At 31.6% G+C, this 17,652-nt stretch carries 11 protein-coding genes; 3 read left to right on the plus strand and 8 right to left on the minus strand.

Annotated features, from left to right (window positions below; genetic code table 11):
* Positions 1 to 228 precede the first annotated feature (228 nt).
* From Q0684_RS07450 to Q0684_RS07485, 8 genes are all read right to left on the minus strand, one after another.
* Positions 229 to 1,527 (minus strand): TRAP transporter large permease, encoded by a 1,299-nt coding sequence (locus Q0684_RS07450; protein WP_299014584.1) that lies wholly within the window; start codon positions 1,525 to 1,527, stop codon positions 229 to 231.
* A 3-nt stretch (positions 1,528 to 1,530) separates the two neighbouring features.
* A complete protein-coding gene (locus tag Q0684_RS07455) occupies positions 1,531 to 2,001 on the minus strand; it encodes a TRAP transporter small permease (protein WP_299014587.1) in 471 nt (156 codons plus the stop codon).
* Positions 2,001 to 2,987 carry a TRAP transporter substrate-binding protein gene (locus Q0684_RS07460; protein WP_299014590.1) on the minus strand — a complete coding sequence of 329 codons (987 nt, stop codon included), beginning with the start codon at positions 2,985 to 2,987 and terminating at the stop codon, positions 2,001 to 2,003. The genes Q0684_RS07455 and Q0684_RS07460 overlap by 1 nt, the downstream gene beginning before the upstream one ends.
* A gap of 13 nt (positions 2,988 to 3,000) precedes the next feature.
* Complete coding sequence (locus tag Q0684_RS07465) at positions 3,001 to 4,164, minus strand: DUF4861 family protein (RefSeq protein ID WP_299014594.1); 1,164 nt, start codon at positions 4,162 to 4,164, stop codon at positions 3,001 to 3,003.
* A 54-nt stretch (positions 4,165 to 4,218) separates the two neighbouring features.
* Positions 4,219 to 5,013 carry a gluconate 5-dehydrogenase gene (locus Q0684_RS07470; RefSeq protein ID WP_299014597.1) on the minus strand — a complete coding sequence of 265 codons (795 nt, stop codon included), beginning with the start codon at positions 5,011 to 5,013 and terminating at the stop codon, positions 4,219 to 4,221.
* A 1-nt stretch (position 5,014) separates the two neighbouring features.
* Complete coding sequence (gene kduI, locus Q0684_RS07475; protein WP_299014600.1) at positions 5,015 to 5,857, minus strand: 5-dehydro-4-deoxy-D-glucuronate isomerase; 843 nt, start codon at positions 5,855 to 5,857, stop codon at positions 5,015 to 5,017.
* A gap of 89 nt (positions 5,858 to 5,946) precedes the next feature.
* Positions 5,947 to 7,128: a mannonate dehydratase gene (gene uxuA / locus Q0684_RS07480; protein WP_299015537.1), complete on the minus strand. Its 1,182-nt coding sequence runs from the start codon at positions 7,126 to 7,128 to the stop codon at positions 5,947 to 5,949.
* A gap of 134 nt (positions 7,129 to 7,262) precedes the next feature.
* Positions 7,263 to 8,090: an SDR family oxidoreductase gene (locus Q0684_RS07485; protein WP_299014603.1), complete on the minus strand. Its 828-nt coding sequence runs from the start codon at positions 8,088 to 8,090 to the stop codon at positions 7,263 to 7,265.
* 560 nt (positions 8,091 to 8,650) lie between these two features.
* On the opposite strand from Q0684_RS07485, the gene Q0684_RS07490 reads away from it, so the two are divergent.
* The 3 genes from Q0684_RS07490 to Q0684_RS07500 all read left to right on the plus strand — a co-directional run bounded on the left by Q0684_RS07490 (position 8,651) and on the right by Q0684_RS07500 (position 17,616).
* Positions 8,651 to 12,742, plus strand: coding sequence for a two-component regulator propeller domain-containing protein (locus tag Q0684_RS07490; protein WP_299014606.1), 4,092 nt, complete (start codon positions 8,651 to 8,653; stop codon positions 12,740 to 12,742).
* Between the two features lie 317 nt (positions 12,743 to 13,059).
* Positions 13,060 to 16,089 carry a TonB-dependent receptor gene (locus tag Q0684_RS07495; protein ID WP_299014608.1) on the plus strand — a complete coding sequence of 1,010 codons (3,030 nt, stop codon included), beginning with the start codon at positions 13,060 to 13,062 and terminating at the stop codon, positions 16,087 to 16,089.
* An 18-nt stretch (positions 16,090 to 16,107) separates the two neighbouring features.
* Entirely contained in the window at positions 16,108 to 17,616 is a 1,509-nt protein-coding gene (locus tag Q0684_RS07500; protein WP_299014611.1) for a RagB/SusD family nutrient uptake outer membrane protein, read from the plus strand.
* Positions 17,617 to 17,652: the final 36 nt, after the last annotated feature.

Here is a 17,652-nt window from a genome sequence, read left to right on the forward strand (position 1 = left end):
CTCAAATTAAATACAAGATTTCTCAACTACACTTCGTTACGTTCGAAATGACAAATAACACATTTTCAGCTATATAAAAAATATAAGTTATATAGTTATATGAAATTCACGTTAAGTAAGCCAAACTAGCTATAAACACATTTTTTCATAGCATAAAATGCATCAAAAAAGCTGTTTCTAAACAATTAGAAACAGCTTTTTTAATGTTTAAATTAAAATAAGTTCCACTTACACCAAATCAAAAGCTCTAGGCAACCAAAGCGTTAAATCTGGGAAATATGTAATTAAAAGGAGTACACCAATCATTACTAAAAACAAGGGTAACAATGGTTTTATTACCTGTTGTATTTTTAAATCGGCAACACTACAACCTACAAAAAGTACGGAGCCAACTGGTGGTGTACATAAACCAATACATAAGTTCATAATCATAATAATACCAAAGTGAATAGGATCCATTCCTAATTCTGTTACAATTGGTAAAAAGATTGGTGTAAAAATTAAAACGGCTGGCGTCATATCCATAAAAACACCAACAAATAATAAAATTAAGTTGATTATGATTAAAATTACAATTGGGTTATCACTAATTGACAATAATGTGTTGCTAATTTCCTGAGGAATATTTTCATAACTCATTACCCAAGACATCGCTATAGACGTAGATACCAATAACAACACAATTGCTGATGTTTTTATGGTTTCCAATAGTATTGGAGAAATGTCTTTAACTGTGATTTCTTTATATACAAAACCTAAAACCAACGTATAAATTACTGCAATTGCAGAGGCTTCTGTAGCGGTAAAAATTCCTGCTACAATACCACCAATTACAACCACCAAAAGCATTAAACTAGGAAAAGCGTCTATAAATCTTTTAAAGAATTCTTTAAAGCCTACCATTTTATCTGTTGGATATTTTTTAATGATTGAGTAAATTAAAGCTACAATCATTAATGCCAAACCAATTAACAATCCTGGTACATAACCTGCAATAAATAATGCGGCTATAGAAACCCCACCACTTGCTAAAGAATATACAATTAACACGTTACTTGGTGGTATAATTAAACCTGTAGTTGCACTGGTAATATTTACAGCTGCACTAAATGATTTATCATACCCATCTTTTTCCATCATTGGATTCATAAAACCACCAATTGCAGAGGCTGCTGCTACTGCTGATCCAGAAATAGCACCAAATAACATACAAGAAATAATGTTTACAAAAGCCAAACCTCCAGGCAATGGCCCAACTATGGCTTTGGCAAAATTTATGAGTCGGACGGCGATTCCTCCTCTATTCATAATTTGACCTGCCAATATAAAAAACGGAATGGCAGACAAGGTAAAACTATCTAAACTAGTTGCCATTCTTTGTGCCAATGTTGTTACACTTGGTAAAAAAGGCATGGCACTTAATAAGGTAAATAAAGCGGCTAAACCAATTGCAAACGCAATAGGAACTCTTAAAGATAAAAAAACTAAAAAGCTAACTACTAATATAAGGACTTCTACTAAATTCATAATTTATGCTTTGTTTAATTTTCTTAAGTTTAAAAGTGTATCAATACTATAGTAGCAAATTAATATGCCTGAAATTGGCACTACCAAGTAAATAAATCCTAATGGAATTTCTAAGGTTGCAGATGTTTGCCCAAATTGAAAACTCAATTGACACAATCTTGCTCCTCCAATAATCATAACAGTTAATGCAAAAACAGCAATTGAAATAAATACTATTCCGTTAAATAAATTTTGATTTTTTTGAACTGTTTTTTCTGGTATTAAATCTATGGCTAAATGCAAGTTTTTTCCTGCTGCGTAAGCTGCTCCTAAAAGTCCAACCCAAATTAATGAAAAACTTGAAATCTCATCTGTAATGGTGCTTGGATTTCTTAATATAAATCTAGAAAATACTTGCCAAACTACACTAACTAACATTATTACTAATATTAAAAGCACTAACTTTTCTAAAACACTGTCTATTTTTGCTCTCATTATTTTTTATTTTTGATAGAAGTAATTAGTGTTTTCATTTCTTCATTACCATCAAACATTTCTAAAATTCCTTTGGTTTGTTCTTCAAATGGTTTTTTCTCTGGATAAACCACTTGCACACCAGCTGCTTTTACTGCAGCTATTGATTCCTTTTCTGAAGCTGCCCATAATTTTCTTTGCGCTTCAGTACTCACCTTTACAGCTGCTTTTACCCAAGATTTTTCTTCTTCATTTAATCTTTTCCAAGTATCTGTTCCTATTAATAAAACATCAGGCACTGCTGTGTGTTCATCTAAACTATAAAATTTACAAACTTCATAATGTTTAGAAGTATAAAAACTTGGCGGATTGTTCTCTGCACCATCAACAACACCTTGCTGTAAAGCGGTGTATAATTCTCCCCAAGAAATTGGAGTTGGAGAGCCTCCTAAATCATTTACCATAGCTACTGCCATGTTACTTTTTTGTACTCTAATTTTTTTTCCTTTTAAATCTGCTGGGGTTTTTATGGGGGCTTCCTTCATATAAAAACTTCTACTTCCTGCATCGTAAAAGGTTAAACCACGTAATCTAAACTTTTCTCCTTTTAACAATAAACTTTCTCCTATTTCACTATCAAAAACACTAAAAGTATGTGCTTTGTCTCTAAACATATAAGGCACACTAAACACCTTGTATTCTGGTATAAAGTTTTCTAAAACGGCTGCAGATACTTTAGTAATATCCAAACTACCAATCTGTAACAATTCTAAACATTCTCTTTCACCTCCCAATTGTCCACTAGGATAAATGTTTAATTTTAGCTTTCCTTGTGATTGTTTATTCAATTCTTCACCTAAAATTACCATGGCTTTGTGCACTGGATGTTGGGTATCTAAAGCATGCCCTAAACGTATGGTTTTTACGTTAGATTTAGATTGACAACCCAGAAAAAATAAAGTGGTAACTGCTATAGTTAAGTATTGAAAAAAATATGATTTTCTCATTTTTATAATGCGATTAAAGTTTGGTAACGATTAATGGACTATTGATTTTTTTTGAGAAATCTGTTAAATAATTTTCCCATTCTTTTTGTGTGCTGAATTGTTTGCTTTTTTTCCATCCAAAGCCACTATAAAAAACAACTTTGTTATCAATTACGTTTAAATGTAAAAAGTGATTGCTCTCATCTTTTCTAGCAGTTACGTATTTTTCTGATCCTGCAAAGTAAGGTTTTGTAGTTACTATTCCTGTGCCTACTTCAGAATCGTCTAAAGTTTCCCAATGACTTATCCAAAAATTAGCATCTTGCTCATTAGTAACTCCTTTTTTGTTGTGCAATGTAATTCCTGATGAAATGGTATTTGTTCCTTTTACGTCAATTTCAAAACGTGTTAAGTTTTGACCATAATCTAAAGAAATGTGTTTGGTCTCGTTGATTTGTTTTCCATTGGCATCCCAAGTAGCGTAGGTTAACACAAAACTAGTTCTTAAAGGACCTGTGCTAATGGTTTTATAAGAAGTAAAATTTCTAGAAAAATAATAAGAAGTATCTACTTTTACTGCAGTACCACCAATTCCTCTACTTACCCCTACATGAAAATTATCTAAACCTTCACCCAAATCTTTATGATATGCACCTTTTTTAGCATCGTTTCTTTTGTACCATTTGTTAATGATTGGATATTCTACACGTTTTAACCAAGCATCTATTCCACTAGATAAAGTACCACCTTTTACACCATCTTCTACCATTTTTTGTGCAACTGGTCCAAAAGTTCTAAAAGCAACTCTATTGTTTTCCCAAGTATAATCGTCTGTTCTTTCTGGTACAAAACGTGAGTAGCAGTATGCAGTATCTGCTTTTTTTTCAGCTTTAGAAATTGCTAAAGTGTATGTATTACTTGAATTTGCTTTAATGTTGGGTTGAAAAAGGATAACATCGTTTTTTCCATCCAAATCATTGTCTACAAGTTGAGCGGTAAGTTGTGTGTTTTCTTTATCTAAAATTACGAGATCAGCTACTTTTTCAATATTAATATTAGAAATATCTACTGCTACAGTTTCAAATTCTCTATCAAGATTTAATTTGTTTTCTACAGTAATTGTAGATAGTATTTCTGGACTTTCTTTACAAGATGTAAAAAATGAAAGTCCAAATAAAAAAAGTGCTATTTTCTTCATAATTAAGGTACTTAAAAACTCCACAAAACAGGTGTTTTGTGGAGCTATAATTTATTATTCTTCGTTTGACGGTTTTCCAATAGTGGCTAAAATTCCTCCATCAACATATAAAATGTGTCCGTTTACAAAATCACTTGCTTTTGATGATAAAAACACAGCTGCTCCTGCCAAATCATCTGGGTCTCCCCATTTTTTTGCTGGTGTTCTGTTCACAATAAAATCGTTAAAAGGATGTCCTTCTACTCTTATTGGTGCTGTTTGTGAAGTTGCAAAATAACCAGGTCCTATTCCGTTTACTTGTACACCAAAACGTGCCCATTCTGTAGCCATATTTTTAGTAAGCATAACCAAACCTCCTTTAGCTGCTGCATAAGCACCAACAGTATTTCTACCCAATTCGCTCATCATAGAACAAATGTTAATAATTTTACCAGCTTTACGTTCCATCATGCCTTTAATAACGTGTTTAGAAACAATAAAAGGACTCACCAAATCAATATCTATGACTTGCTTAAAATCTGCAACTTCCATTTCTGCCAATGGCGTTCTTTTAATAATTCCAGCATTATTTACTAAAATATCAATAGCACCAACTTCAGTTTCAATTTTGTTAATGGCAGCTATTACTTGCGTTTCATCAGCAACATTAAATTTGTAGCCAACAGCATTAATTCCTGCTTCTTTGTATAAAGCAACTGCTTTGTCTATTTTCTCTTGAGATGAATTTCCATTCACCACAATAGTAGCACCTGCTTTACCTAAACCCATAGCCATAGACATTCCTAAACCATGTGTAGAACCTGTTACTAAAGCTACTTTTCCTGTAATATCAAATAAGGTTTGTGACATATTATCTTAAATCTGTAATTTTTGCTACATCCATATCATTATAATCTAAATTCTCTCCTGCCATTCCCCAAATAAAGGTATAGTTAGAAGTACCAGAACCTGAGTGAATAGACCATGGTGGAGAAATTACTGCTTCATGATTTTGCATCCAAATATGACGTGTTTCTTGTGGCTCTCCCATAAAATGACACACAGATTGCTCTTCCATAATGTCCATATAATAATAGATTTCCATTCTTCTGTCATGCACGTGTGCTGGCATAGTATTCCAAACAGAACCCGTTTTCAACTCTGTCATTCCCATTTGTAATTGGCAAGTAGTTACAATACCACCAATAATCATTTGGTTTACAGTTCTATGGTTTGCTGTTTCTAAACTACCTAATTCAATTTTGTTAGCTTCCTCTTTTGTAACTTGCTTTGTTGGGTAAGCAGTGTGTGCTGGTGCAGAATTCATGTAGAATTTTGCGGGATTGTTGGCATCTTCACTAGTAAAAGTTACTTCTTTTACACCTTTACCTAAGTATAATGCATCTTTATGCAGCATTTTATAGCTTTTGCCGTCTGCAGTAATTGTTCCTGTGCCACCAACATTAATAACACCAACCTCTCTTCTGTCTAAAAAGTTTTCTGATTTTAAAGATTCTATGGTTTCTAAAGTTAATGCTTCACTGGTTGGTACTGCACCTCCTGCCATATATCTATCATAATGCGTATACACCCATTTTATATGACCTGCATTCATTAAATCTGGTATCAAAAACTCATCTCTTAGTTCTTGTGTATCGTATTTTTTTACTGCTTGCGGACTTGAAGCGTATCTTGTTTCAAATGTTGTTGCCATAGTTTTTGTTTTTTTATTTTGTTGTCACATTTAGCACAGTCAAAAGGCTTTTAGTTTTCGACTGCGCTTAAACTGACATTTATTGTTAATTATAGTGAACGTCTAATTCCTAATTCTAGACCTCTTAATTCTGCTAAACCTCTTAATCGGCCAATTCCAGAATATCCTGGATTGGTTTTCTTTTTTAAATCGTCTAACATTTTATGACCATGATCTGGTCTAAAAGGCATTCTTAAATCTTGCCTTCCTGCTGCAATTCGTTTTTGTTGCTCTAGTATTAAAGCTTTCATTACAGCATACATGTCTACATCTCCGTCTAAATGATCTGCTTCATGGAAATTTCCTTCTGCATCTCTTTTTGTAGCTCTTAAATGTATAAAGTGAATACGATCTCCTAAACGTTCTACCATTCCTGCCAAATCATTATCTGCTCTTACACCAAAAGATCCAGTACAAAAAGTTAAACCATTATTTGGAGATTTTACAGCATCGTACAAATCTACAATATCTTGCTCTGTAGATACTACTCTTGGTAATCCTAAAATAGGAAAAGGTGGATCATCTGGATGAATACACATTAACACGCCTGCTTGTTCTGCTGCAGGAATAATTTCTGATAAAAATGAAAATAAATTCGCCTTTAATTCTTTTGGACCTACATTTTTATACGTGGCTAAAATTGCATTAAATTCCTCTAAAGAATAACCTTCTTCTGCGCCTGGTAAACCTGCAATAATATTTCTTATTAGTTTAGTTTGTTCTTCTTCAGAAGTATTTTTTATAAAATCTGCAGCTTGTTGTTTTTGTGCATCAGAATAGTCATTTTCTGCACCTGGTCTTTTCAATAAATACAATTCAAAAGCAGCAAATGCAGCCGCTTCAAAACGCAAAGCTGTAGATTGGTCAGTTACTTCATAATCTAAATTGGTGCGTGTCCAATCTAAAACTGGCATAAAATTATAACATACAATATCAATACCACAAGCACCCAAATTTAAAAGTGTTTGTTTGTAATTTTGATAGTATTTTTTATAATCGCCTGTTTTGGTTTTAATATTTTCATGAATTGGCACAGATTCTACCACAGACCAAGTTAAACCTACTGCTTCTATTTGTGCAATTCTTTTTTGGATTTCTTCAACTGTCCAAACTTCTCCATTTGGAATGTGATGCAATGCAGATACGATACCTGTTGCACCAGATTGTTTGATATCTGATAGAGAAACTGGGTCATTTGGCCCATACCATCGCCATGTTTGTTCTAATCCCATTCCAGTCTTTGCAGAAGGACGTGATGTTTCATAGATATTAGTTGCTTTTTGTTCTGAATTCAAAGTTTTTGTTTTTTAATTATTATCTTTTTAAAAGAGTATTTCTTCCCTTTGGGAAGATTTAAGATGGGAAATTAAACCCCACTATAGGCTGAAAAACCACCATCAATTGGAATTACAATTCCTGTAACAAATGCTGATGCATCATCACATAAAAATAGTGTAGAGCTTACCAAATCGTCTGCAGTTCCATAACGTCCCATTGGAGTTTGATCTATAATCTGCTGCCCTCTTTGGGTTAAACTACCATCTTCATTAGTTAACAAAGCCCTGTTTTGATCGGTTAAGAAAAAACCTGGAGCCAATGCATTTACACGAATACCTACTTTAGAAAAGTGTACTGCCAACCATTGTGTAAAGTTAGATATAGCTGCCTTTGCACCACTATATGCTGGTATTTTAGTTAATGGTGTGTAAGCATTCATTGATGAAATATTTAAAACTGAACAACCTTCACGACCAACCATATCTTTTGCAAAAACCTGTGTAGGAATTAATGTTCCTAAAAAGTTTAAATTAAAGGTAAATTCGATTCCTTTTGGATCTAAATCGAAAAAAGTCTTGAAACCTTCTACCGTACTTTGTAAATCTTCTATAGCAAAAAACGGATTAGATGTAGTTCCTAAGGGATGATTACCTCCTGCACCATTTACCAAAATATCTACCTTACCAAAAGCAGTATTAATTACTTCTTTTGCTTTTTCTAAAGAATCTTTTTCTAAAACATTCGCAGCAACTCCTATAGCTTCTCCTCCTGCTTGGTTAATTGCTGTAGCAACCTTATTTGCTGCCTCTTCTCTTAAGTCTAAAACTGCTATTTTGTTACCTTGTTTTGCAAGAGCCATAGCCATTGTGCTACAAAGTACGCCTCCTGCACCTGTTAATACGATTGTTTTACTCATTACTAGTTTTCTTATTTGTAATTATAATATTAATATTTTTATTTTACGTTATAATACACAAAAGGAATAAAAAAATTCAAAATACTGAAATTCAGTGTTTTACATTTAAAAAAAATCTGTTTTTTAAGTTTTAAAACTAACAATATTTAGACCCTTTGCTTCCGTGAAACGAAAATAAAAAACAACTTTTGTAATTTCAAAAATACATAAAATAAGTTGTTTTTACTTGAAATAAGTTAACGTTATAAGTAAAGCTATTTTTTTATTTTTTATTTAAAAAACACTTCAAAAATTAATTATTTAATAAATTTTAGTATTTAAAATTATCGTATTTGTAAAAAATAAATTTTTATTATTCTATTTTCAAACGATAAATAAATTGACTGTTGGTCTAAATTTTTAGCCTAATGTTACTTAAAAAGCGATAGATTTTAAATTACAAAAATTGTAAATTTACAAATATGTACAAAAACGCACTTTATATTGCCAAATTAACAAAACTTAAAAAGATTAAAAACTTATTTGTAATACTATGTTAATTCTTCTCTATTTTTGTTTATATGAAATTGAAAAAATTGCTTCTCTATTTCTTCCTAAATATAACTTGCTTAGTTCTTGTTGCCCAACAAGAAGAAATAGTATTTAAGCATATTTCTACTTTACACGGCTTATCTCAAAGTTCTGTTATTGTTACCCATCAAGATAAATTAGGGCAAATGTGGTTTGGCACTAGAGATGGCTTAAACAAGTTTGATGGTAAAAATTTTACTGTTTATAGAAATATTGTTGGCGATGCGAATTCTATAAGTAACAATGATATTTTATCAATAATAGAAGATAACGAAGGTTTTTTATGGATAGGAACTTATAATGGTTTAAACAGATACAATCCTAAAAAAAACAGTTTTACTACTTTTTTTCATACCACTACAAAAAACTCTTTAAGTAACAATACAATATGGAGTCTTAAAGAAGTAAGCACAGGAGAAATTTGGGTAGGTACCTCTAGAGGTCTTTCTATTTATAGTAAAAAAACAGGTGAATTTACCAATGTTTATCGTAATAGCAAGAATGCTAATAGTCTTGTAAACAACTTTATTTTAACCATAACACAAACAAAAGACAAAAATATTTGGCTGGGTACAAAAGCAGGCTTAAGCAAATTTGAAAGTAATATAAATGGAGATTTTGCTTTTGAAAATTACAATACACTTAACAATAGTACAAAACCTATTTGGATTCAAAATATTATAGAAGATTCAGATAACAATTTATTACTCGGCTCTAGAAATAATGGTGTTTTAAAACTAAACACAACTACTAAAAAAGTAGAAAAATATTTATCTGAAAAAGGGCATAGCGTTATCTCTAAAAATGTTAGACAACTTATGTTTGACCAAGAGAGTACACTCTGGGTAGGTACATATAAAGGTTTGTTTTTAGTAGATAAAAATGAACAAATAAAAACCATAAAAGCAAATAGTTTTGCTCCTGAGAGTATTAGTAAAAACTCTGTAAAATCAATTTATAAAGATAAAAAAGGCTCTATTTGGGTAGGTACATATTACGGAGGTGTAAACATTTGGGATAAAGCTAACAATAACTTTTTAAACTTTTGCGAACAACAAATTTCTAGAAAATTAAATTATAATGTTGTAGGATCTATTGCACAGTATAAAAATATTTTAATTTTTGGTACAGAAGGGCAGGGTATTAATTTTTACAACACCCAAACAGATAAAATTACCTATTTAAACCCCACTAATAAAACATTATTACCCAGTAACAATATAAAAGCTCTTTTTGTAGAAAATGATAATCTTTGGATTGGGACTTTAAATAAAGGAATTGCGCTCTATGATCTAAAAACAAAACAATTTAAAAATAATATAATTAACGCGGAAATATATAATATTTTACAAAATGTAGGTGTTTACTCCATTACAAAAGATAAAAACAATACATATTGGTTTGGTACATTTGGACAAGGTGTTTTTAATTTTAACCCCGAGACAAAACAAATTAAAACCTATAAAAACACAACAAATAGCAACTCTATTTCTAACAATTTAGTGCGTTCTGTTTTTGTAGATGCTACAAATGCGATTTGGGTGAGCACGCAAGTAGGTTTAAATAAAATAACAAACAGCAAAAAGGTAGAAAGATTTTTTTATGATAATAATGTTGAATCTGGAGATGATATTGCCACAACCTATCAAGATAAAGAAAATACAATTTGGGTAGGCACAAAGGCAAAAGGTTTATTTAAATTAACCACCAATAAAACCTTTGAAAACATAATTTTAGGTGGTAATAGAGATGCGTTTTCTAACATAAGCGGCATTTTAGAAGATAAAGAACGAAATTTATGGATAAGTACTAATAATGGCATAGTAAAGTACGGTGTTAAAGCAGGTAACACCACTGTTTATAATCAAAAAGATGGTTTAGTTGGTAATGAATTTAATAACAATGTAAGCTTAAAATTGGGCGATTCTAATTTTTATTTTGGCGGACCAAGTGGGGTTACTTCTTTTAATACAGCTAATTTTAATATGAATACGTATAATCCTCAAGTATTAATAACAGACTTTCAGTTAAAAAACAAATCGATACAAATTACTGATAAAGATGCAATTATAGAAGAAACCATAAGCTATACAGACAAAGTTACTTTAAACTACGATGAAGGAAATTTCTCTATACACTTTGCAATTCCAAATTTTATCAACTCTAAAAAAAATAGTTACAAATACAGATTAAAAGGACTTGAAGAAGAGTGGATACATACCACGCAAAATGCAGCCTATTATACCATACAAAATGCAGGAAATTATACATTTGAAGTAAAAGGAGCAAATAACAATGAGATTTGGAATACAAATGCAACCCGTTTAGAAATTAAAGTATTGCCCGCTCCTTGGAAAAGTTGGTGGGCATTTTTACTTTATGCACTTGCCATAGTTATTGCCTTATATTTTTTAATTACTATACAAAAATCTAAGGTTCGTTTAAAACATGATTATAATTTAGAACTTCTAGAGAATGAAAAGAAAGAAGAAAACAACAAAGCAAAACTAGATTTTTTTACAAATATTTCTCACGAATTTAGAACACCATTAACACTAATACTAGGCCCTTTACACCAAATATTAGAAGATTATACAGGTAGTAGCAAAATGTATAAAAGATTATTAGTTATAGAAAGTAGCGCCAACCATTTACTCTCTTTAATTAATAGGTTAATGGATTTTAGAAAACTAGAAAAAAATCTTTTTAAATTAGAAGCTGCAGAGGGCAATATTGTAAAATTTTTAAAAGAAATTTATCTATCCTTCTCAGAATATGCTAAAGATGGTAACTACGATTATAATTTTCTTACCTCAGCTAACGAGATTTTGGTATATTACGATCGTTATAAATTAGAAAGAGTTTTTTATAATTTAATATCTAATGCCTTTAGATATACTCCTAAAAAAGGTAAAATTACAGTTCGTATAACCAAAGATGGCAATGAAATCTTAATTGCTGTAGAAGATTCTGGTGTAGGTATATCTGAAACCTACAAAGATAAAATATTTGATAGATTTTTTGAAGTTGATGCCAATAACAAGCCTGATAAGAACTACAATAAAGGCACAGGAATAGGTCTTTCTATTGCAAAAAATATTGTAGTGTTACATAAAGGGAAAATAAACATTAGTAATAATACAAATAACGAGGGATCTATATTTACGGTAGCTTTACCATTAGGAAAAAACCACCTTTTAGAAGATGAGATTTCAAAAGATTTTAAATTTAGTGACGATCTATCTCAGTACGTTTCACAATTAGAAAAACCAAATGAACTGTTTAAAGATCAAATTGGAGATAATATTCATAAAAAAGATGCGGCAACCATACTTCTTGCAGAAGATAATAAACCATTGCGCTCTTTTATAAAGAATATATTAAATAAAGATTATAATATAATTGAAGCAGAAAATGGAGAAATTGCCTTAAAAATGGCAACTAAATATAACCCAAACTTAATAGTAAGTGATGTTGTAATGCCTGTTATGGATGGTACTACGCTATGTACCAAAATAAAAAAAGACATAAAAACAAGCCATATACCCATTATACTATTAACTGCTAGAACATCTCTAATCTATAAATTAGAAGGCTTAGAAAGTGGTGCTGATGACTATATTAGTAAGCCCTTTAACTTAAAAGAATTTAAACTTAGAATTAAAAATATTTTAGAAACCTCTACCAAACAAAAAGAAAACCTTTCCGCTAACAAAACTTTACTACCTAGTAAAGTAATTTTATCTTCTTTAGACGAAAAATTATTTGAAAAAGCGATAGCAATTGTAGAAGAAAACATATCAAACGATGCTTTTGACATTCCTTATTTCTGCTCAGAATTAGGTGTAAGTAGAACAATGTTGTTTGTGAAAATTAAAGCTTGGACCAGTTTTACACCAAATGAATTTATACAACACTTTAGAATGACACGTGCTGCACAACTTCTAGAACAGGGTAAGATTAACATTTCAGAAGTAAGTTATAAAGTAGGTTTTAAAAACCCAAAATACTTCAGTAAATGCTTTCAAAAAAAGTTTGGTGAGACGCCAACACAGTATTCCAACAAGTTTTCCGATTACTAATTTGACAAAATAACCCCTGTTTTTTTCCTTAAAACACAAGGGTTGTACATTTTTAGTACTATTCTAGGATTTTTAAAGTTAAAATTTTAGATACATTTATCACATGAAAGATAAATTAAAAATTTCTGTTTTAGAGGTAATCCTAGTTGTGATAATTTTTACCACTATGCTTAGTATTATTTATCTTCTGTAAATTTTAAGATAAATTAACTTTTTAAAGTTAATTTATTGTAAAGTCAAATATTTATGTATATTTGGAAAACCAAACTGGTAAACCAATTTGGTAAACCAATAAATTTTTAACTAAAATCAAATTCATGCTTAAAAAAAACGCAATTAAAAATTTAATTCTAAGCTTTTTCTTGATTGCCTCTGCTAGTGTCTTTGCACAACAGAAAGTAACAGGTAAAGTAACAGATGGAAGTTCTGGAGGAGGAATTCCTCAAGTGAACATTCAAATTAAAGGAAGCTCTGTAGGTACTGCCACAGATTTTGATGGTAATTACACCATAACTACAAAAAGTGCATCTGATGTGCTAGTTTTTAGTTACTTAGGTTTTAAAACTAAAGAAATTACGGTAGGTAACAAAAGCGTAATTAATGTAAAACTTATGGAAGATGCTAGTTCTTTAGATGAAGTTGTAGTAGTAGGTTATGGTTCTCGTAAAAAGAGTGATGTAACTGGTGCTGTTTCTTCTGTAAAATCAGAAGAACTAAATGCATTTCCTGTATTGGACGCTGCACAAGCTTTACAAGGTAGGGCTGCTGGTGTAGTTGTACAATCTAATAATGGTGGGCAACCAGGTGCACCAATTAATATTCAAATTAGAGGTAACACCTCTATTGGAGCTACAAGTAGTCCATTAATTGTAGTAGATGGTTTTGTTGGGGCAACTTTTCCTCAACCAAATGATATTGCATCTATGGAAATTTTAAAAGATGCTTCTGCAACTGCAATTTATGGTTCTAGAGGTTCTAACGGTGTAGTTTTAGTTACTACTAAAAAAGGTAGAAAAGGCAAAATTACTATGGAGTTTAATACCAATTACTCGATACAGAATACAATTAATGAATTAGATTTATTAGATGCAAACCAGTTTGCAACGTATCAACAAACTATTAATCCGTCTTATGCACAAGGGCCAGCTAATACAGATTGGCAAGATTTATTGTACAGAACAGGAACTACAGAAAATCATCAATTTTCTTTTTCTGGTGGTACAGATAAATTAAACTTTTATGCTTCTACAAATTACTTTAAACAAGACGGTGTTTTAATTAACTCTGCATTTGAAAGATTTACCTTTTTAGCAAATGTTGATGCGCAAGTTTCTGATAAGCTAAAATTAGGAATGAATTTATTTGGAAGTAGAGGAGCAGAAGACGGCGTACCAACACAGTCTACAGGAGCTACAGCAAATGGTGGTGGAGATGATGTTGTTTCTGGTTCGTTTAGATTTTCGCCAGATTTAGGCATTTTAGATGCAAACGGATTAAATACTATAAATAGCGTTGGAGACGATATAGACAACCCTTTTGCAGTAGCTACAGAGGGTGTTAATGAAACAAAAAGAGATGACTTTAGAGCAAATTTATATGCGAATTATGACATTTTAGAAAACTTAACCTTTAAAACCACTTTTGGTTTTAGTTCAATTAATGAAACAGAAGGTCTTTTTAGACCCTCTAGTTTAATTACAACTGCAGGTGGTAATGTAGGTGGTAGAGCTTTAATAGGAAACTTAAGAAGGTCTAACATAATTAGTGAAAACTATTTAACATATACTACAGAAATTAGCAAAGGTAAATTAACTTTATTAGCAGGGTATTCTTACCAAAAAGATGTTGCAGAAAGATTTTCAGCAGGAGCGCAAGGCTTTTCTTCAAATTCTTTCTCTTATCGTAATTTAGCAGGTGGTGCTGTACAACTTATACCAACTTCTTCTCTAGTAGAATCTGAAATTCAATCTCAATTTGGTAGATTAAATTACGATTTTGATGACAAATATTTATTTACAGCAACCATAAGACGTGATGGTGCATCTAACTTTGCTGCAAACGAAAAAATAGCCATCTTCCCATCTTTTGCATTTGGTTGGAAAGCATCTAACGAGAAGTTTTTAGAAAATATAGAAAGTATTTCAAACTTGAAATTTAGAGCAAGTTATGGAGCTACAGGTAATCAAGGTATTTCACCTTTTCAATCTTTAGCTAGTTTTCAGAACATTTATGCAGTTGCTAACGGAAATACAGTTGGTGCTGTAACCCCTTTACAAAGTGCAAACCCAAATTTAAAATGGGAAACTTCATTTCAAACGAATATTGGTGTAGATTTAGGCTTATTTAATAGTGCTGTATCGTTATCTTTAGATTATTATAATATAGATACAGAAGATTTAATTTTATCAGACAGTGGCCAACCACAATATTTTGGGTTTTTAAGAGCTGCTAGTTTAAGAAATATAGGTGAGGTTAATAATGAAGGTTTTGAAGTTAACTTAAATACTAGAAATATTAGTAAAGAAAACTTTAGCTGGACAACAGATTTTAATCTTTCGTTAAATAGAAACAAAGTTGTAAAACTATCTGATACAGAAAATTTAGATATCTTTTTAGATGCATCTCCAGGTTACTTTAATATAGATCGTACTCACATTTTAAGAGAAGGAGAAGTACTAGGCGCATTTTGGGGATTAGATTATCAAGGCGTTTACCAAGGTGGAGCATTACCAGCAGGTACTGCATTATTACCTGGAGGAGAAGCGGGTGATCAGTTATTTTCAGATGTAGATGGTAGTGGAGACATTTCGCCTGCAGATCAGCAAATAATAGGAGATCCAACACCAGATTTTACGTTTGGTATTACAAATAATTTTAGATACAAAAACTTCGACTTAAACATCTTTTTTCAAGGAGCACAAGGTGGAGATATTATGAACCTAACAGCAGTACAGCTGTTTAACGGAGATTCTAATGCAACAACAGAAATTTTAAACTCTTGGACGCCAACGAATACAGATACAAATATTCCGCGTGCTAAATTAAGAGGAAAAGAAATTTCATCTCGTTTTGTAGAAGATGGTAGTTATATCAGATTAAAAAATATCGCTTTAGGTTATACATTACCAAGTGATATAGTTAGTAAGTTAAAAATGCAGAATGTAAGACTAGCTGTAAGTGCTCAAAACTTATTTACCATTACTAATTATTCTGGCTTAGATCCAGAGGTAAGCTATTTTGGTGCAGGTGGTGGCAACAACTCCGCTGCTAATACTACTAATGGTTTTGATTTTGGTAATTACCCAGCATTAAGAGCAATTAACGTAAGCGTAAACATAAAATTTTAAACAAATAAAACTAGAAATATGAAAACAACATATAAACTTTTACTGTTTGCCATTGGTCTAACTATGGTGGCATGTTCAGATTTAGAAGAACAACCAGTAGGATTATTAGCTCCAGAAGGCTTTTTTCAATCTACAAAAGATATACAAACAGCTGTAAATGGAACATTTGGCCACATGCAACATGAAGATTTCTGGGGAAGAAAAATGTCTTTAACTATTATGTTAAGAAGTGATATGGTAGATATTGGTGACCCTACTACCTCTGCTAGAAGAATACAACATAATGATTTTGAAGTACCTGGTGATAATGGTATGATACCAGATTTTTGGAGAAGAACTTATCAAATGATAGCGGCTGCAAACCAAGCAATAGAAGGCGCTGCCTTAGTAGATGCTCCTGATAGTCAAAAAAACCCAATAGTAGCACAAGCCTATTTTGTAAGAGCTTTTGCATACTTTCATTTGGTAAGACAGTTTGGTGATATTCCTTATTTAGATGGCACAGTAACAGATGCAGCTGCAGCAGGCTCTATTAGTAAAACATCAGCAGCCGATGTTTATACAAATATTATAGCAGATTTAGAATTTGCAAAGCAATGGTTGCCAAATAAGCAAAGTTCTAGAACAATACCTGCAAAATCTGCTGCACATTCTTACTTAGCTTTAGTGTATCTTACAAATGGAGAATTCCAAAAAGCTTACAATGAAGCAAAAGGCGTTATAGACAACGAATCAACTTATGGTCTTGGATTAGAACAAGATTTTCAAAATCTTTTTAACGCAAATACAATTGATGCTTCTGTAGAACCAATATTTTCAATAGACTTTAATGGTTTTAGAGATGGAGATTCTGGTCAAGATTATCAACCAGCCTTAACTGGTATTCGTTCAGATGAACAATATGGTATTGGTGGCGGTTGGTCTGTAGCAGTGCCTTCTTTAAATGTTTTTAATACTTGGGATGATAGAGATTATAGAAAAGCAGTTAGTTTTGATGCTACAGGAGTTTTTGAAGGTAATGTAGAACCTTTTACAAACTATAGAAATTTTAATAGTAGAGCTGTAAACAGGCCACATATTGCAAAGTATACCAGATTTACAGGAACTACTGCTAACAATAATGGTAGAGGTTCTCAACATAATTATTCTATGATGCGTTATGCAGAAGTTTTATTAATAGCTGCTGAGGCATTAAATGAAGTTCAAGGAGGTTCTGCTGAAGCACTATCTTACATTAACAGAGTTAGAGGAAGAGCTAGAAATGGTTCTGCTTTTCCTGCGAACCTTTCAGGCTTATCTCAAAACGATTTAAGAACAGCCGTTCTGGAAGAAAGAAGATTAGAACTAGCTTTTGAGTTTAAAAGATGGTATGATATTGCACGTAGAAGAATAGGTAATCAAGTATTTAGTGCAACAGGCTTAGAAGGAGCAAAACCTGGATTTGATGATAATGACTATTTAATGCCTTTACCACCAGATGAATTAGCAAGAAACCCTAATTTATTACCTCAAAATCCTGGTTACTAAAATAAACATCATTTTTTGAGTTTTTATTTGAATTAA

The organism is uncultured Polaribacter sp. (assembly GCF_947503875.1).
Taxonomy (GTDB): domain Bacteria; phylum Bacteroidota; class Bacteroidia; order Flavobacteriales; family Flavobacteriaceae; genus Polaribacter.